The sequence below is a fragment of the Pseudoalteromonas mucoides genome (assembly GCF_049257175.1).
Classification (GTDB): domain Bacteria; phylum Pseudomonadota; class Gammaproteobacteria; order Enterobacterales; family Alteromonadaceae; genus Pseudoalteromonas.
Window position 1 is genome coordinate 180,450 of sequence record NZ_JBMMUC010000006.1, and the last position, 18,188, is coordinate 198,637.

The following is an 18,188-nucleotide window of genomic DNA, read 5'->3' on the forward strand; positions in this document are numbered from 1 at the left end:
AAGTAGTAATGTCGATGATTCGCTGTGTGTTTAGTATTTTCTTTTACACCTTAAATACGGTAATTTGGTTTATACCAATCTTTCTTTTTGGCTTAATTAAATTACTGCCAATTAAACCATTGCAAAAAGCGATGAGTTGGGCGGCTAAAAAGTGCGCCTCTATGTGGGTGAGCTGCAACTCATTAAATCAAAATATATTTACACCTTATCAGCTTAATGTAACGGGCCTTGAGCAAGTTAAACTCAAAGACTGGTATTTGATTATTGCTAATCATCAAAGCTGGGTCGACATTTTAGTTTTACAGCGCTTATTAAATCGTAAAATTCCGTTTTTGAATTTCTTTTTGAAAAAAGAGCTTATCTATGTGCCGATTCTTGGCTTAGCTTGGTGGGCTTTAGACTTCCCATTTATGACCCGCACCAGTAAAAGCCAACTTAAAAAGAATCCTAAACTGCGTGGTAAAGACTTAGAAACAACCCGTAAAGCGTGTGAAAAGTTTAAAGAAATGCCAGTGAGTATTGTTAATTTTGTTGAAGGTACGCGTTTTACTCAGGCAAAGCATCAACGCCAAAATAGCCCATTCCCGCATTTATTAAAACCAAAAGCGGGCGGTATTGCTTTTGTAATGCAAGCGATGGGAGAGCAAATATCTAAAGTGGTGAATGTAACAATTCATTACCCTGATGGCATACCTACTTTTGTTGATTTTGCCAGTGGTCGAGTTAAAAACATCAACGTGCACGTTGAAGTGTTACCTGTAAGCCAAGAGTTAATAGGCGATTACACCGGGGATTCTGAGTTTAGAGTTGGCTTTCAATCAGAGTTAAACCGTTTGTGGCATGAGAAAGAGCAGCAATTAGTAAAGCTTGAGCAACAAGCTAAGTGATCATTAATAGTGAGTGCACATGCTAAATAGTGTTATTCCAAAATGGCTGAATGGCCTAATTGTGGGGGTTGTACTTTTTAGTAATACCTTACTGTGGGGCTGTGTTGTTTTAGTACTGGGCTTAATAAAACTAGTATTGCCCATGGCGTGGGTAAGTAACTTGTTACATAGTGCGTATCAAGGTTGGTGTAGTGGTAACCGGCTCGGGTTAAAATTGAGCAACGCGCAAATCACAACAGTTATTAATGGTGATGTAAATAAACTTGGTTGGTACTTGCTGATATCGAATCATTTTAGTTGGCTCGATATTGTAGTGCTTAGTGCCATTGATGTATTACCTGCTCCTAAGTTCTTTTTAAAAGATGAGCTTAAGTATGTGCCGCTTATTGGCTCAGGCGCTTGGGCTATGGGTATGCCATTTATGAAGCGTGTTAGTAAAGCTCAGCTCGCTAAAAATCCTGCACTAAAAGGCCTTGATGTTGCACGCACTAAGCATAGTTGCCGTAATTTTCGCAGTCATCCAACCACTATAATTAACTTTGTTGAAGGCACGCGTTTTACAAATGCAAAGCACCAAACACAGCAAAGCCCATTCAAGCATTTATTAAAGCCTAAAGCCGGTGGCGTCGCATTTGCGCTTGAAGTTCTAGGCGAGCAATTTGATGCCATTCTCAATACCACGCTGGTATATCAAGCACAGAGTAATCATATTTGTGGTAGCTTTTTAAGTGGGCGCTTAAATAAAGTGACTGTTAATGTTACTTTAGTGCCTGTTAGCCCTGAGCTATTAGGTAACTACCAGCAAGATAGTCAGTTTAGAGCGCGTTTCCAAGAGTCGATTAATCAGTTATGGTTAAATAAAGATAGTGAACTGGCAATTGCTTACGCAGAGCAGGGCTCTGAAATTGTAATTATCCAAGATAAGGAGATTGAACTACCGTGACAACACCTACACGCCTACAACAACTTGTTACACCTTGGTTTGAGGGGATGCCGGATGCTGAACTCTTCGGCTCGCTAGCAGCTACTGCGATTGGAGTATGTACATTACTGATTGTGTATTTATTTACTCGGCGCTTAATGTTACCGGGCATTCAAGCTGTGGTTACTAAACTCTCACCTGAGCGAATAGGCTCCCTCTCGCCATTACTTACAAAGCTTAATCGTCGCTTTGCAGGCATGCTGTGCTGTGTATTTTTTTTGGCTACATTTGATAGTGTTTATCCTGTTGGTGAATTTGCCGCCGAAGTATTTAAAACCATAGGTCAAACCCTGTTGATCATTCATGTTGGTTTTATCATTAGCAGTATAGTGAGTATTGCTGGGGCAATTTATAACCAACTTGAATTTGCTCGTGAAGTACCAATACAAGGGTTGATTCAAGTTGTTAAGCTGATCACTTTTATAATTTGCGCAATCTTAATTGTTAGTATTTTACTTGAAAAGTCGCCTACTTATATTTTGTCTGGCTTTGGTGCTATTGCTGCGGTTACTTTATTGGTATTTAAAGACACCATTCTAGGTTTTGTTGCGAGTATCCAAATAGCCGCAAATCGTTTAGTGACCTACGGAGATTGGATTCAAGTTGATAATTACGGCGCAGACGGTGAAGTCATCGACTTAGGCTTAAACACAGTAAAAGTACGTAATTGGGATAATACAATTACGACTATCCCAACTTACATGTTGGTAGCTGGCTCTTTTAAAAACTGGCGTGGTATGCAAGAGTCTGGCGGTCGACGTATAAAACGCTCCCTTAATATTGATATGAATAGTATTCGCTTAGCTGATGATGAACTTACAAAAACTATTGGTCAAACAATCGCCCTAAAAGACTATATTAAAATGAATAGTTTGCCTGATCCGGTATCAAATTTAGGCTTGTTTCGTCGTTATGCTGAAGGCTATTTAAAGCAACATGACAAAATAAACACCTCATTAACCTTAATGGTGCGTGAGTTACAGCCACTAAATCATGGTTTACCCATTGAGTTCTACTGTTTTAGTCAAGACAAGCGATGGATATCATTCGAACATTTACAAGCTGAAATAATGGATCATCTACTTGCGGTATTACCGCTGTTTGATTTACGTCCTTATCAAAGTGTGACAGGGCAGTTTAGCCCTGCGATAAATGGTGTTGCGGGGACTAAACCGACCGTTAAAGTTGCAAATGATACTGCCCAAGACCCATCAGAATAAAGCCAATTAATAGCCACCATATAGGTGGCTTGGCCAACCTTAGCCATGCAAAAGCGGCGATTACCAGCGCTATATGCCAAACGTTGTGAACTGCTGAAGTCCAAATTGGTGAGTATAGTGCCGCAGCAAGAAAGCCCACAACAGCAGCGTTAAGTGCAGCAATACTGCTTGCAAAACGAGGGTGCTGGGCTAACTGCAACCAACTACCCTGTAGGGCAAACATCAGTAATAGCCCCGGTAAAAAAATTAATGTCGTGGCAATTAATGCACCTACTACGGGCTGAATACCCTCAAACTGTGCCCCTAAATAACTTGCTATCGTAAACATTGGTCCAGGCACTGCTTGGGCGCTAGCATAGGCTGTTAAAAATTGCTCGGTATTGAGTGTGGGTAAACCAGCTTGAAGTATTGGCAGTACAACGTGCCCACCACCAAACACCATAGCGCCAGCTTGATAAAATGGCGCAAATAACGCGGCGCTTTCAGTCAAGGGCAAAAAGCTTATTATCAGCAGTAAGGCAAATAGCAGCAAAGCAAGCCAGTTAACGCCTGCCTTGGTTACTGATTGCGGTTCATTGTTATTAGTTAAGTTTAACATTGGCCAAATAGCGCCAATACTTGCAGCTACAAATAATACAGCTATTTGACTGGCAAGGTTGGGTATTACAATGAGCAACAAAGTGCTTGAAGCGGCCAATGCTTTTAATACCCAGCTGGTGCAAAAACTTTTTGCCATACTAAGTGTTGCATCAGCAACAATAACGACTGCAAACAGCTTTAACCCGGCGATAATAGCAAAGTAAATGGCATCAAATTGGTGAGCACTGATAGCAAGTAGTATCATGATCAATAATGATGGCAGCGTAAAGCCTATAAAAGCTGCGATTCCACCTAATAAGCCACCACGCTCAACACCGATGGCAAACCCTACTTGGCTTGAGCCAGGCCCTGGTAATGCTTGGCTTAAACTAATTAACTGTGCATAAAGCTGGGTGTTTAACCACTTAAGGTTATCGACAAAGTGGCGTTTAAAATACCCAAGGTGTGCTGCAGGGCCACCAAAACTCATGCAACCAAGTAAAAAAAACTGTTTAAAAATAGCGAGCCACATAGCGTTTGATTATCCTTTTATTGCCTTTATATTTCATTATGACAAATTTTAGTGACAATTTTGTGGTTATTAATTTATATACTTGTCTACAATAAATGTAGGTGATAGCTAAAAGTAAGTAGTTATGCGACTTATAGTTTACGTTTTGATCGGCACTATGCTTTTGATAAGTAACGGCTCCCACGCGGCTGTTGCAATAACTAAGGTGTCATTAGCAGTGGATCATGGCCCACCATATAGCCAAATATCTGACAGTGGTGAAATCACTGGCGCTATTGTTGATATTTTTCAGTTAATGCAGCAGCAACTTGATTTTAAATTAGAATTAGTAGGTTGCCCATTTTCTCGTTGTATCAGAATGCTTGAAAATGGTGAAGTTAACGCGATGGGAGGGTTAATACTTACACCTGAACGCCAGAAATTGATGCAGTTTGTTACGCCTCCTTATATGGTGATCACCTCGTCGTTTGTATTTTATGCGCGTCATGAAAGCAAGTTAGAAATTAAGCACTACGATGACTTATATGGAAAGAAAATAGCCATTATGCGCGGAGCTGCATATTTTAAGCGCTTTAATGAGGATGATAAGTTAATTAAAGTTCCTGTATTGACCGAAAAGACGGCTATTGATTTATTAGTAAAAGGCCGGGTGGATTTGGTGGTCGGCATTGAAAGCACAACGGATCATGCAATGAGTGTGTTAAATCAACCGGTTAATAATTTAGTGAAAATGCAGTACCGCCACAGTGATACTATTTACGGGTTCCTTGCACTGAGTAAGTCATTTGCTGACACTGATCTTGCTAAACGTATTGATGTTGAATTAAAAAAGATGGCTGATAGCGGCGAATTAACGAAACTCGTTGCACCTTATAAATTACCCGCTGTAGATCGAGAGTCGCTGGGCTTTTAACTGATTCTTCATCGGTTGTTCATGGATAGCTTTGCATACTTGCTAGCAAATGAGTATTTCAAGGCAAGGAGTTACCATGACGTTAACTAAACCATTATTAACAGCAGCAATTGTAAGTGTATTACTAACCGGTTGCGAAACTAACAATACAGGTATGGGAGCGGGCATAGGTGCAGCAACAGGTGCTGTACTAGGTAAAGCAACAGGTGACCACGATGACAAGCGTATTTTTATTGGCGCTGCAATAGGGGCCTTAGCCGGTGCAGCTGTTGGTGATTACATGGATAAGCAAGAGCAGGCTTTTCGTGATGAACTCGCCGGTTCTGGTGTTGAAATAGTCCGTGAAGGTGACAACTTACGCTTAGTTATGCCGTCAAATATTACCTTTGCGACAGACCAATCATATATTTCATCGGGTTTTCATAACACCTTAGATGCGATTGCTAAAGTAATGAACAAATATGAAAAAACCTTCCTTAGCATTGAAGGTCATACCGATAGCACAGGTAAAGATAGCTACAATATGACACTATCTGAGCAGCGTGCACAAAGTGTGAAAAGCTACTTAGTGAATCAACAAATTCTAGCTGGGCGTATCAGCACTCGCGGCTACGGTGAAACTCAGCCAATCGCCAGTAACGACAGTGCTAACGGTCGCGCGCAAAACCGCCGTGTAGAAATTCAAATCGTACCAAATACAGAAGGCTAGTTATTTGCATTTATACCCAAGCCACCTCAAGGTGCGAGCGTCGTTGGAATTAAAAGCGATTTAGGCAAGGCATTGATTGCAAGTAATAGTGGTTCTATTGTTAAAATCAATAACGCAGTATAAATCGCTTTTAAACCAACCCTTTGGGCGTTTCACAGAGACTTACTCTTATCGTTGTTACTTCTTAAAAGGGACTGCCATTCTTGCAAAGTAACGCCTTGATATTAAGCCCCTGTGAAACGCTGAATTCTGCATCTTGAGGTGGTTTGGGTATATTTATCTCATTCACTTGTTAATTAGCAGGTGAATGAGATGATTGACCGCCGACCGCCGACCGCTGACCGCTGACCGCTGACCGCTGACCGCTGACCGCTGACCCTCAATCCCTATTAAACTGCAATTCACATAACTGTTTATAAAGCGGGTTTGACTCTATTAATTGCTGGTGCGTACCTGTGGCAATTATCTCACCTTGCTCCATTACCACAATAACATCAGCATGCTTTACTGTAGCTAAGCGGTGAGCAATGATAAGTGTTGTACGATGCTGCATTAGATGCTCCAGCGCAGCTTGCACATGATGTTCACTTTGCGCATCAAGCGCGCTAGTTGCTTCATCAAGTAACAATATTTCAGGGTCTTTTAATATTGCGCGAGCGAGAACAATACGTTGTTTTTGCCCGCCAGATAAACGCACTCCTTGTTCACCTAAAAAGCTTTCATAGCCGTTTGGTAATTGCTGTATAAACTCATCAGCATGGGCGTGTTTAGCGGCGGCAAAGACTTGTTCGTCCGTTGCGTTAGGGTTGCCATAGCGAATGTTGTGCATCACATCTGAGCTAAATAAAATAGGGTTTTGTGCCACCATGCCCATGCTATTACGTAGGGTATTGAGTGATAGTTCTTTAATATTAATACCGTGAAACTTAATATCGCCGCGAGCGGGGTCGTAAAAGCGCTGTAGTAGTTCAAAAAGAGTGGTTTTACCTGCGCCAGAGGGGCCCACTATCGCCACTGTTTGACCTTGTTTAATGTTCAGCGTTACATTTTTAAGTGCACTTACATCAGGGCGTGACGGATAATTAAAGCTAATATTGTTGAGCTCTATAGCCGCTGATTCTTTTTTTGCTTGCAGCTGATCATCAAGCGGTGTTTCAGGATTTACAATCTCACTTTTTACCGCTAACAATTCAAGCAGCCTTGCCGCGGCCCCTGCGGCGCGTTGTAGCTCACCATATACTTCGGCCACTGTTGCCACAGACATTGCCACCATAATGGCGTAAAACACAAAGGCACCGAGCTCTCCACCGGTCATTGTGCCTGCAAGTACATCAGTGCCGCCGACCCAAAGCATGACACTTATGGCGCTAAAGGTTAAAAATATTACTGCGGCAATTAAAAATGAGCGCTGTTTAATACGGCTTTTAGCCACATTAAATGCTTTATCGGTTTCAAGCGCAAAGGCCTGTTGCTCGCGCTGCTCGTGGCTATAGCTTTGCACCACTTTTATATTTTGAATGATCTCCCCAGCATAAGTGCTAATATCGGCAATAGCATCTTGGCTAGAGCTGGCAAGTTTGCGCACCTTTTTGCCAAATACCATCATCGGCACCAATACTAACGGCACACAAGCAACCACCACTAAGGTGAGTTTTAAGTTAGTGACGAGCAGCATCACTAAGCCGCCAATAAGCATTAATGCGCTGCGCAATGCCATTGAAAACGATGAGCCTATAATGGATTGTAACAAGGTGGTGTCGGTGGTTAAGCGCGACATTAACTCACCGCTGCGGTTTTCTTCAAAGTAACTCGGATGCAAAGTAACGATGCGATCAAATACGGCTTTGCGAATATCATTACTGACTCGCTCACCAATCCACGACATTAAATAAAAACGGCTAAACGTGCTAATCGCTAATAAGCTAATGAGGCCAATTAATACTAATACAGCATATTTGAGTTGTGCTTGCGAACCCGCAATAAAGCCATGATCAATTACAAATTTAACCCCTTGCCCAAGTGATAGGTTAACACCTGCGGTAATAAGTAGCGCCAAAAGCGCAGAAAAAACCACCCATTTGTAAGGTTTAATAAATTCAAAAATCGGGATTAAGCTACTAAAAGCCGCTTTTTCTTGATGCGTGGATTTGCTCATGCTGGATTCTTTTTAATGGATAAGGTATAGATATGGCTGCAAATAAAAATATTTCAATAACCGCAAACAACAATCAATAAAGGATTATCATGGCTACTACACACATTACGGGCGAATTTAGCGTTAAACTCAACCCAATAGAAGGCTACGCTAAAGGTATTGATGGCGTTAATTTGGGGCGAATGTCGATTGATAAAACCTTTACAGGCGAGCTTGATGCGACTAGCACTGGCGAAATGCTCAGCGCGATGACTACCACCCAAGGCAGTGCAGGCTATGTTGCTATTGAGCAAGTTGTTGGCACACTTGCAGGTAAGCAAGGTAGTTTTGTATTGCAGCACTTTGGAACCATGGATAAAGGCCAAGATTCATTAATTTTAAATGTTATACCTGACTCTGGTAGCAATGAGCTTGAAGGGCTTAGTGGTAAAATGAGTATTCGCATTGAAGACGGAACTCATTTTTATGATTTTGAGTATCAGCTGTAAGGGGTATAAACATGCAAAAAGTAATAGAATTTAAAAAGACGCGCTTTTTTGGTGGTATTAATATCGATGTCCTCAATGAAAAAGTTTATCAATTAAATCAAGATGGCTGGAACTTGGTTAATATCAGCCCTGTAACGGGCTTTTTTGGCCAAGTTTATGGTTATATTCTTCTGATTGAAAATAATGAGTTATAAATGACATTATCACTGTGGTTAAGCTTAGTGGCCATTTGTATGATGGGGGCTATGTCTCCTGGGCCAAGTTTGGCTGTGGTTTTGAAGCACAGTATTCATGGCAGTATGAAAAATGGCATGCTTGCGGCTATTAGCCATGGAGTAGGTGTTGGCTTTTATGCAGCGGCATCTTTGCTTGGTCTTGGTGCATTGATGTTACAATTTCCCACTGTGTATCAAGTGTTAGTTTACTTTGGTGCGGCGTATTTAGCATATTTAGGTATTAAGATTTTATTAGCAAAACCCAGTGCTGATGAGCTTCAAGTTGCGCATCAAAGTGGTAGTGCTCAACAAGCGTTGCAAGATGGTTTTGCTATTGCGTTTTTGAACCCCAAACTTGCCGTGTTCTTTTTAGCCTTATTCTCACAGTTTATTGACCCTGCAAACCTAACTTTTAAAGTGGGCATGATCATGTGCTTGACCGTATTTGTTATTGATACTGGCTGGTATTTGATAGTGGCAGCACTCACTGAACTGTCAAAAAAACGATTTGCGTTTACTAGGTCATCACCTTGGCTCGATAAAATTCTTGGGGTTGTTTTCATCGCTCTCGCGATTCGAGTTGTTATTACGTTATAAGGAATTACTATGTCAGAGAGTTGTTTAAAAAGTGCAGCATTTAACCCTAAAGTGAAATCTTACTGGATCACGTTAGGAGTTGTTACCTGCTTAGTGTGTTTGGTTGGTATCCCATTAATTCCAATTGTAGCCTTAATAATTTGGATCGTTTCAGGGCGTATGCTTAAAGCAATGTCAGCAGTGCTATTGGAGCGTAAGCTGGTGGTAAAGCGCGGTGTATTTTTTAAAGAAGAAAAGTCCATCCCGCTTGAAAAAATAACCGATGTAGGGTTAAGCCAAGGGCCATTGATGCGTCTATTTGGTTTATATCGATTAAGTTTTGAAACGGCAGGTCAGTCTGGGCACGGTGCATTAGTGTCGTTACTAGGGGTCGAGAATGCCAGTGAATTTCGCGAGGCTATATTAACGCAAAAAGACAATCTAACCGAAGCAAAGCCAAGCACAGTTAAAACGGATGAGCCACAAAGCCAAGTCGAATTACTTCGCGCACTCACCTACAGCGTGAAAAACATCGAGCAAATGATGGTCACGCTACTGGATGAGAAAAAGTAAAATTAACTTATTATTGTACTGTGTTTTGCACAAAGAGAAGAAAATGAGAAGTGAATGAGGGTAGAATATTAAATCAATTGACCAAATCAACTGAGCATGTAGGTCGTCATTTATGACGACAGTCGTGTAATTAACGCGCTAAAGCACGACCTACGAAGATCTCAGCATCTGGAATTCGTTACTGTAAAGGGCTCTTTCGGGGAGCTGCGTTGCACTTAAATCAGCCCAGCGATCAGTTGATCGCCGGGCTGCTTTAACCTTTTCCCTAGCCCCTAGGTACTTTCTTGAGCCTTTACCCTTGAATTTCTGGCTGACCAGCAATCATGTGTAGTTCTTTGCTGCGCTCAGTTTGCATAGCGTAAGACGCGGTTTTAATGCTGCTTACGTAGTTCCATTTGGCTTCGGCTTGCTCTGGTGTAAAGGTAACGGTTAAGTAACCACGATCTACCAGGTTGTTATACATCAAGTCATTAACTAGTAATGGGATCACTTGCTCCATTTGCGCGGTTGCTTCTGGCCCTTGGGTGTTCAGCGCTAAGTACTCTTCAAGACCTGGCGAAGACACCGATGAGGTGGCAAATTCAACACCGGCATTTTGTGATGCAGCAATTGGGTTGCTGGCATCAGTGGTTAATTGGCCTGCCCAGGCATTATGAGTGTCGCCGGCTAACACAACTAAATTCTTTTGTGCCGCTATAGCAGTACCAAGCAGAACTTCACGTTCGTAGGCATAGCCGTCCCATGCATCTAAATTGTAAGGAGCTGTGGTATCAACGCGGGCACGCTCAGCATCAGTGACTGTTGGATCACCGGCTAGAATGCGGCCTTTAATTTGTGCTAGTTCTGTAAATAATGCCGATGCTTGAGCTAACAGAGTTTCAGTATCAGCACCGTTAGCTTGGCTTACTTGTAGGCTAACTAAAAGTTGTAGTACTTCAAACGGCAGGTGCATCTTGGTCATTAGCACTTGCTGGCCAAGCACTTGCCATTTTGAGCTTGAAGTTGTCATACCATCGGTGAGCCAGGTTAATTGTTCATTACCCAGTAGTGCACGTGTTGGCGAACTAATAGCAGCGACAAAATCACCTTGCCCCTGCGCACTGGTTAAATCAAAGTCACCGTAGCTTAGTTGTTCATCACGAGCGAGTACACGGGTATCCAGCATATACAGCGAGACTAAATCACCAAATTCAAAGCGGCGATAAATACGCTCTTTATCGGCAACATTACGAATTGGCATCCATTCAAAATAGGCCTGTAGAGCATGTAATTTACGCTCACTAAACTCGCCTTCGCCATCATTATGGTTTTCTGCGCCTTCACGCCACGTGTCGTTAGTTACTTCGTGATCATCCCATACTGTTATAAAAGCGCAATTGCTGTGAGCTGCTTGTAAGTTGCTATCGGTACGGTAATGGGCATAGCGCTTACGATAGTCCGCTAAGCTGATAATTTCTGCGCTATTATCATCTGGTAGTAAACGCCCTAGCAGGGCGGCGTCTTGTGAAGCATAACCACCATTACCGTATTCATAAATATAATCACCGAGGTGAAGTACAGCATCAAGGTCAGTTTGTTTTGCTATTTCACCATACACATGGAAAAAGCCAGCAGGGTAGTTAGCGCACGACACGACTGCAAATTTTACTTTATCAACACTACCTGTTGGTAATGTTTTACCTGAGCCCGTAGGTGAGGCTTTACCGTTTGAAATAAAGCGATAGTAGTAAGTGGTATTGGCATCTAAGCCTTGTAAGTCAACTTTTAGAGTAAAGTCACTGGCGGTCGTTACTTCGGTTTCACCGTCATGAACTATATTATTAAAGTTACTGTCGGTGGCTGCTTGCCATTGCACTTTTATGCTGGTGGTTGCTGCGTCAATGGGTGTTACACGAGTCCATAAAATGAGGCTGTCACTAAGTGGGTCGCCACTGGCTACACCGTGATTAAAGCTAACCTCAATGATTTCATCATCATCGTTATCAAATGTACAACCTGTGATGCCTAATGATAAAACGGCAGCGCCAAAACCCGCCGCCGATGCCTTTAAAAAACTTCTCCGTGTAAACGTCATTGCTCTATACCGTTAAATTAAAAGTATGAGCTTATCCGACCAGTATGACTTTTATGTGAAGTTGTGATGCTATTTGTATTAAAATACCTGGCAAATAGTGTCTGCTTTACAAGTGATTACAGTAACGTTTTCATACCCTACTCGGGTCAGCGCTTCTGCACTTAATGTGGCACGTGCACCACTGGCACAGTGTAAATAAATAGGTCTAGCAGGGTCCTTTTCGATTTCCATTAACTTCATTTCAAGCAAGCCGCGGGGAATATTAATAGCACCAGTTGCCGCTTTGGTTGCATGTTCTGCTGGTTCTCGCACGTCAATTAATAAGCCATGATTTTGCTCAAGCTCTTGTTTTGCTTGTTCAGCATCGATACGACGTTGGTTGGGTGTAATAATTTTCATAAGATCTGGAATTGAAGTAAGCATGTTATTCCTCGAAGCCTAGTTTTTTTAATACAGTGATCATAGGGCACCATTTGCTAAATGCCGATTGAATTAAGTTTAGGGCAATAAATACAGTAAACCAAATCCACTGTGGATCATGAAAGTGTTGTAGTAATAATGAAATACCAATCATTACTCCTGCAATAAGACGAAGTGCCTCATTTAGTTTCATAGTGAACCTTATCTATTGTGGTTGTTGTTTTGTAATATATTAGAAAAAACTAAATTAGTAAAATCTAATATTAGACTTTTCTAATATATAGATTTATACTTAGTATGTAATTTGAATATAAGAGCGCAACTTATGACTATCGACTTTACAGCCATGACAGAAAATGTAGAACGGGCTGAGCAGCTACTAAAAATTTTAGCGAATAAAAACCGTTTAATGATCTTGTGCTCGTTACAAGATAGAGAAATGAGTGTCTCAGAATTAAATGCTGCAATACCTCTGGCACAATCAGCTTTGTCACAGCATTTAGCTGCATTACGAAAAGCTAACATCGTCACTACGCGCCGTGAAAGCCAAACTATTTTTTATCGTGTAATTGACGAAAATGCGCAAGTTATTCTAGCCACTTTATATGGCTTATTTTGTAAGGAATAACGGTTATGAATACGCTCGATAGTGCAGTAAAAAATAGCCTTAACGGCCGTATTCCTATCATTATTTTTGTTATGGCTGTCTTGTTAGGTATGCTGGCTTTAAAGCAAACTCCTCGAGAAGAAGAGCCGCAAATTGTCGTTCCCATGCTTGATATTTATGTCTCAGCCCCTAATGTTGAAGCGCCAGAAGTTGCTAGGCTGGTTACTCAGCCACTTGAGAAACTGTTAGCGCAATTACGCGGTGTTGAGCATATTTATTCAACGACCCAATCTAATGGCTCTGTGGTGACATTACGTTTTGAAGTTGGTCACGACCGAGAGCAAGCCATCCTCGATACATACGCTAAGCTTTATAGTTATCAGCATGCGATGGCATCGGTTATTAGCTCCTGGCAAGTTCGTCCTGTCGAAGTTAATGACGTACCCATAGTGATGTTAGGTTTATTCAGTAAAGATCCTAAGTTATATAGCGATTTTGAACTAACACGGTTTGCTAATGAAATTGCTAATAGCTTACAGCGCATAGAAAATACCAGCGAAGTGAAAGTAATAGCAGGGCGTGAGCGAACCTTAACAATTAACTTAGATGCCAGCGCATTGGCAGCCCATCAAACAACACTAAGTGATGTATATTACGCGTTAAGTGTATCCAATCAATTATCGCAAGTAGGTAGTGTCGTCAACGCGAAGCAGCAAATAACACTGCAAGCCGGTGATGTCTTACGCGCAAAAACTGATATAGAGCAGCTTGTTGTTAATGTAATTAATGGCAAAAACATCTATTTAAAAGATGTTGCTAACGTACTTGATGGCCCGGGTGAACCGCAAAATTACCAATGGCTAGCGCAGAGCAATACAGCACAAGAGCTACCACTCGTTACATTGAGCGTAGCTAAGCAAGCGGGCACCAACGCGGTTGCGGTTGCTAATGATGTTCACGCCATGATGGCTGAATTAAAAGAAAACTTTTTACCCTCGCAAATAGACTACACCATACTCAGAGATTACGGCCAAACAGCTGATGAAAAAGTGAATAACTTAACATCGAGCCTCGTATTTGCGGTGTTTACTGTGGTTATATTTGTCGGGGTGTTTTTAGGTTGGCGACCAGCCATCGTTGTCGGCCTTGCTGTGCCTATTTGTTACGGTATTACTTTAAGTCTTGATTTTGCCTTTGGTTATACGATTAATCGCGTCACGCTTTTTGCGCTTATTTTATCATTAGGTTTACTGGTGGATGACCCTATTACGGGCATTGATAACATTAGTCGCTTCTTACAGAAAAAAGGCAATAAAAAGCAACAGATAGTCGCCGCAATGAGTGAAATACGTGGCGCACTTTTAATGTCTACATTAACCATTATGGTGGCTTTTATTCCTTTGGCTTATATAACCGGCATGATGGGCCCTTATATGGCACCAATGGCGTTTAATGTGCCAGTTAGTGTTATGGTTTCAACTATAGTCGCGTTTTTCGTTACTCCTTGGCTTGCTATGAAATTACTAAAAGAGCCCGTAGCTGAGCATTCAACTTTAGCGGATGACAAAGCCGGTATTTATGCGCGATTACTAACCCCACTTTTGGCCTCTAAAGGCAGAGCTAAATTAATTTTATGGATAACTCTTGGCCTATTTATTATCAGTGCAATGCTACCTGTTATGCGCCTTGTACCTTTGAAGTTATTACCTTTTGATAATAAAAATGAGCTACAAATATTAATAGATATGCCAGAAGGTACTAACCTAGAGCAAACAGCACTTATCGCTCGTAAAGTGCAAGCAATTACATGGCAGCTTAGCGAAGTCAGTGAAATTGCTGCTTATGTGGGTCAACCATCTAGTATGGACTTTAATGGCATGGTACGCGGGTATTATCGCCGCCAAGCGCCTAATTTAGCTGAGCTCAGAGTGTTGTTATTAGATAAAACTGAGCGTGAACATCAATCACATGGTGTGGTTATGCGATTACGCAAACAGCTAGAGCCGATTGCAGATAACGGCATTGTAATAAAGGTGGTTGAAGTCCCCCCTGGGCCGCCTGTGTTTAGTACGCTCGTTGCAGAGGTGTATCGTGATGCATTTGTTGATACAGAGACTTTTCATCAAGCGGCCTACAATGTTGCTAAACGACTAAAGCAAGAACCCCATGTAGTCGAAGTCGATACCAGTATCGCGGTAGCAGCACCGTTACAGCGTTTTATTACAGACAAAAGTAAAGCGGCCCTTTCGGCGGTCTCAACTGAGGATATTGCAAGCTCATTAGCTATTGCCTCAGCAGGCAAAAATGTGGGAGTAATGTATGTAAGCGGCGAAACAAAGCCCGTTGATATCAAACTACAGTTACCTTATCAGCAGCGAAATCAGCTTGCTCAATTACTGGCAATTCAGGTGCGTGGTGATCGAGAGCTTACAAAAAACACCGATGACTTTGGCTTATCCAGTGCTCCAAGGCCGCTTGTCGCTTTGTCTGAATTAGGTGAATTTAAACACTTAGAAGTAGCCAAACCGATTATGCGTAAAGATCAGCGTGATGTGGTTTACGTTATGGCTGAATTAAATGGCCGTACTCCCGCCGAAATTATTGCTGACGTGAATGCTGATTTAAATGTCAAAAGTGATCAGTTTACGCAAACTAATTGGCTTAATCGACACTTTTTCAATAATGGGGGCACGGCTGCGTGGCATTTACCACAAGGCACTCATGTGACCTTTAGCGGCGAAGGGGAGTGGCGAATTACCATTGATGTGTTTAGAGATATGGGCATTGCATTTGCGTTTGCGCTTAGTGCTATTTTCATTATTTTGCGTATCCAAACTCAATCAGCTAGTTTGTCACTGATTATTATGTCAGCAATCCCACTTACGGTTATTGGTATTATGCCTGGTTTTTGGCTGTTGAATCAGTTTGGTGAACGTACAATTGCAGGCGCACCAGAACCTGTGTTATTCACTGCTACGGCGATGATCGGCATGATTGCACTTGCGGGAATCGTTGTGCGCAACTCATTAATTTTAGTTGAGTTTATAAATCAAGCGCGTGGGCAAGGTATGGCTATAAAAGATGCATTAATTGCTGCAGGAACAACCCGTATGCGCCCTGTATTATTAACCGCAGGAACTACTTTACTAGGTAACTTGGTAATTACTTTAGATCCTGTCTTTAGTGGCCTCGCTATCGCTATTATTTTTGGTATTGTTGCTTCCACATTGTTTTCATTATTTGTGGTGCCGCTAGTTTATTATTTAGTGTTTGCAAACACTCAAACAACCGAGGACGAAGTTCATGCAAGGTAAATCAAAACTATTTGGTTCAATCATTGCGTTGTTAGTGATTATTTTAGCTGTACTGTTTATGGCTGGCAGCTTTACCGACAAGCAAACACCGGGTAACAAGCCTGTATCAGCGGCTGAATACAGTGGTAAAGTCGTTTCGGTTGAGTTAACGACTATTCAGCCTGATGAGCTCGTGCCAGGTACTGTTATTGCTAAACAAAATACGCAAATATCATCGCGGGTTATGGCGCAAGTTGAACGCTTTAATGTACGCGCTGGCGATAAGGTGGCAAAAGGTGATGTACTTATCACGCTTCAACAAGATGATTTAAAAGCCCAACTGGCACAAAGTGATGCACAAATTAAAGCAATACAAGCCTCTTTAACTCAAGCCGAAAAACAACTTAAACGAGTAAATGACTTATACTCACAAGGCTTGGTATCAGTTAGTGACTATGATGACGCTAAAGCTAAGTTTGATAACGCAGCCGCCAATTTAGCCGTAGCCCAGCAGCAGCAAACTCAAGCACAAGTTGCATTGAATTATACCCAGATCAAAGCGCCAATCTCAGGTGTTGTGGTTGAAAGGCTGGTTGAACCGGGCGATATAGCTTCACCGGGCGCTCCTTTACTTGCTTTATATAATCCTCAGCAACTACAACTTGAGTTTAACGTGCGAGAGCGTCAAGCGATAAAGTTAAAGTTGGGAGATTTACTTAACGTTAAATTACCTTCGTTAAATCTAACTGCAAGTGCAACTGTTACGGAGATAGTGCCCGTTGCAGATAGTGCGGCTCGTAGTATGTTAATTCGCTTAGAACTCTCGTCTCAAACAGGTTTAACACCAGGGTTGTATGCACAACTACAGTTACCATTAAAACCAGAACCCGGAATTTTAATTTCACCTGATTGGGTGTTTCAGTTTGGTCAGCTAAATATGGTCTATGTGATCAATAATAATAGTATTGAACGTCGCTTTGTGCGTTTAGGAGAGCAGGTAAACTCTCAACAGCATGTTGTCACTGGACTTAACCCTGGCGACAAGCTCGCTGTTGATTATAAACCGATGGGAGTTAAATAAAGGTGGCTATTTCATCCAGTGATTTTTTAACAAGCGCATGATTTGGTACGGTTGCCTTATCACTGGGGTAACCGGTAATTAAAAGCATATAAGGGCGTTCGTTGTCTTTATCTCGGCCACATATATCGGTCAAAAAGCTCATAGGCTTTGGCGTATGAGTAAGTGTTGCAAGGCCAGCTCTATGCAGTGCTTGAATTAAAAAGCCAGTCGCTAGGCCAACTGATTCATGAACATAGTAGTTCGTGTTTTTATCATCAGTACTTAACCCGCCTTTCTTTTGACTAAACACGGCAATTAACCAAGGTGCGTGTTCTAAATAAGGTTTACTGGCATCAGTACCTAGCGGCTTTAATGCATCAAGCCACTCTTCGCCTGCACGGCCTTCATAAAAAGAGCGCTCTAGTTTTTCAGCGGCTTCGCGAATTTGTTTTTTCACGTCACTTGAGTGAATAGCTACAAAATGCCACGGCTGGTGATTTGCCCCACTTGGTGCCGTGCCTGCTGCTTTAATACAGGTTTCAATAATTTCTTTTGGCACAGGACGGTCGCTAAAACTGCGAATACTATGGCGGCGCTGACTAGTGATTAAAAACTCTTGGGCACGCTCTAGCATTTGATCATGAGGATATTCGGTAAAGTCGGTGAGTGGTTGATTATCATGTTGCTGCATGGCTTTTCGCTTCTTATTCAAAGTAGTTAATTATTTTTATACCTAGACGCAAGATTAGGTGCAAGTAATATCTACTTCACAGCTTTTCTTTTTTATACAAACTTGTTCATTTATCGAACGTTACGTTCACAAAATGTTCAGCTATATTTGCTTATAGTAACGATCTAGATAGAGAGATCATGAACATTCAAGCAACTAATTAGGTTAATCAGTA

General features: G+C 41.7%; 18 protein-coding genes. 12 read left to right on the top strand and 6 right to left on the bottom strand.

What is annotated here, in order from left to right; genetic code table 11:
• The first annotated feature begins 8 nt into the window (after positions 1 to 8).
• From yihG (AAEU30_RS09025) to AAEU30_RS09035, 3 genes are read left to right on the top strand one after another with little or no spacing between them, the layout of a single operon-like run.
• Positions 9 to 887 (top strand): 1-acylglycerol-3-phosphate O-acyltransferase, YihG family, encoded by an 879-nt coding sequence (gene yihG / locus AAEU30_RS09025; protein WP_421960212.1) that lies wholly within the window; start codon positions 9 to 11, stop codon positions 885 to 887.
• A 19-nt stretch (positions 888 to 906) separates the two neighbouring features.
• Positions 907 to 1,830: a 1-acylglycerol-3-phosphate O-acyltransferase, YihG family gene (gene yihG / locus AAEU30_RS09030; protein ID WP_421960213.1), complete on the top strand. Its 924-nt coding sequence runs from the start codon at positions 907 to 909 to the stop codon at positions 1,828 to 1,830.
• A gap of 47 nt (positions 1,831 to 1,877) precedes the next feature.
• Positions 1,878 to 3,089 (top strand): mechanosensitive ion channel family protein, encoded by a 1,212-nt coding sequence (locus AAEU30_RS09035; protein WP_421960242.1) that lies wholly within the window; start codon positions 1,878 to 1,880, stop codon positions 3,087 to 3,089.
• On the opposite strand, the gene chrA is transcribed toward AAEU30_RS09035, so the two are convergent.
• The gene (gene chrA, locus AAEU30_RS09040) at positions 3,049 to 4,200 is read right to left on the bottom strand and encodes a chromate efflux transporter (protein WP_421960214.1); all 1,152 of its coding nucleotides are present in this window, start codon (positions 4,198 to 4,200) and stop codon (positions 3,049 to 3,051) included. The genes AAEU30_RS09035 and chrA overlap by 41 nt on opposite strands.
• A 124-nt stretch (positions 4,201 to 4,324) precedes the next feature.
• Here chrA and AAEU30_RS09045 point away from each other — a divergent pair, with 124 nt between their 5' ends.
• On the top strand, positions 4,325 to 5,113 hold the full coding sequence (locus tag AAEU30_RS09045; RefSeq protein WP_421960215.1) for a substrate-binding periplasmic protein: 789 nt from the start codon (positions 4,325 to 4,327) through the stop codon (positions 5,111 to 5,113).
• A 76-nt stretch (positions 5,114 to 5,189) separates the two neighbouring features.
• Positions 5,190 to 5,822, top strand: a complete 633-nt coding sequence (locus AAEU30_RS09050) for a YiaD family glycine zipper/OmpA-like lipoprotein (protein ID WP_421960216.1) — start codon at positions 5,190 to 5,192, stop codon at positions 5,820 to 5,822.
• Positions 5,823 to 6,201: 379 nt separating this feature from the next.
• Here the strand turns inward: AAEU30_RS09050 and AAEU30_RS09055 are convergent, their stop codons facing one another.
• Positions 6,202 to 7,977 carry an ABC transporter transmembrane domain-containing protein gene (locus AAEU30_RS09055; RefSeq protein ID WP_421960217.1) on the bottom strand — a complete coding sequence of 592 codons (1,776 nt, stop codon included), beginning with the start codon at positions 7,975 to 7,977 and terminating at the stop codon, positions 6,202 to 6,204.
• A gap of 89 nt (positions 7,978 to 8,066) precedes the next feature.
• Between AAEU30_RS09055 and AAEU30_RS09060 the strand changes: the two genes are divergently transcribed.
• From AAEU30_RS09060 to AAEU30_RS09075, 4 genes are read left to right on the top strand one after another with little or no spacing between them, the layout of a single operon-like run.
• Positions 8,067 to 8,465, top strand: a complete 399-nt coding sequence (locus tag AAEU30_RS09060; RefSeq protein WP_087532529.1) for a DUF3224 domain-containing protein — start codon at positions 8,067 to 8,069, stop codon at positions 8,463 to 8,465.
• An 11-nt stretch (positions 8,466 to 8,476) separates the two neighbouring features.
• Positions 8,477 to 8,659 carry a DUF4177 domain-containing protein gene (locus tag AAEU30_RS09065; protein WP_421960218.1) on the top strand — a complete coding sequence of 61 codons (183 nt, stop codon included), beginning with the start codon at positions 8,477 to 8,479 and terminating at the stop codon, positions 8,657 to 8,659.
• Complete coding sequence (locus AAEU30_RS09070) at positions 8,660 to 9,277, top strand: LysE family translocator (protein ID WP_421960219.1); 618 nt, start codon at positions 8,660 to 8,662, stop codon at positions 9,275 to 9,277.
• Positions 9,278 to 9,286: 9 nt separating this feature from the next.
• The gene (locus AAEU30_RS09075; RefSeq protein WP_421960220.1) at positions 9,287 to 9,829 is read left to right on the top strand and encodes a PH domain-containing protein; all 543 of its coding nucleotides are present in this window, start codon (positions 9,287 to 9,289) and stop codon (positions 9,827 to 9,829) included.
• A gap of 292 nt (positions 9,830 to 10,121) precedes the next feature.
• Here AAEU30_RS09075 and AAEU30_RS09080 read toward each other — a convergent pair whose 3' ends face one another.
• The 3 genes from AAEU30_RS09080 to AAEU30_RS09090 form a co-directional block, all read right to left on the bottom strand.
• Entirely contained in the window at positions 10,122 to 11,903 is a 1,782-nt protein-coding gene (locus AAEU30_RS09080) for an alkaline phosphatase D family protein (RefSeq protein WP_421960221.1), read from the bottom strand.
• A gap of 78 nt (positions 11,904 to 11,981) precedes the next feature.
• Positions 11,982 to 12,326 carry a rhodanese-like domain-containing protein gene (locus AAEU30_RS09085; RefSeq protein ID WP_421960222.1) on the bottom strand — a complete coding sequence of 115 codons (345 nt, stop codon included), beginning with the start codon at positions 12,324 to 12,326 and terminating at the stop codon, positions 11,982 to 11,984.
• A 1-nt stretch (position 12,327) separates the two neighbouring features.
• Positions 12,328 to 12,516, bottom strand: a complete 189-nt coding sequence (locus tag AAEU30_RS09090; RefSeq protein WP_290209709.1) for a YgaP family membrane protein — start codon at positions 12,514 to 12,516, stop codon at positions 12,328 to 12,330.
• Between the two features lie 132 nt (positions 12,517 to 12,648).
• Here AAEU30_RS09090 and AAEU30_RS09095 point away from each other — a divergent pair, with 132 nt between their 5' ends.
• From AAEU30_RS09095 to AAEU30_RS09105, 3 genes are read left to right on the top strand one after another with little or no spacing between them, the layout of a single operon-like run.
• Positions 12,649 to 12,951 (top strand): ArsR/SmtB family transcription factor, encoded by a 303-nt coding sequence (locus AAEU30_RS09095; protein WP_290209708.1) that lies wholly within the window; start codon positions 12,649 to 12,651, stop codon positions 12,949 to 12,951.
• Positions 12,952 to 12,956: 5 nt separating this feature from the next.
• A complete protein-coding gene (locus AAEU30_RS09100) occupies positions 12,957 to 16,244 on the top strand; it encodes an efflux RND transporter permease subunit (RefSeq protein ID WP_421960223.1) in 3,288 nt (1,095 codons plus the stop codon).
• A complete protein-coding gene (locus AAEU30_RS09105; RefSeq protein ID WP_421960224.1) occupies positions 16,234 to 17,304 on the top strand; it encodes an efflux RND transporter periplasmic adaptor subunit in 1,071 nt (356 codons plus the stop codon). The genes AAEU30_RS09100 and AAEU30_RS09105 overlap by 11 nt, the downstream gene beginning before the upstream one ends.
• Here AAEU30_RS09105 and AAEU30_RS09110 read toward each other — a convergent pair.
• Entirely contained in the window at positions 17,297 to 17,974 is a 678-nt protein-coding gene (locus tag AAEU30_RS09110) for a nitroreductase family protein (protein WP_421960225.1), read from the bottom strand. The two genes, AAEU30_RS09105 and AAEU30_RS09110, sit on opposite strands and share 8 nt — an antisense overlap.
• Positions 17,975 to 18,188 lie beyond the last annotated feature (214 nt).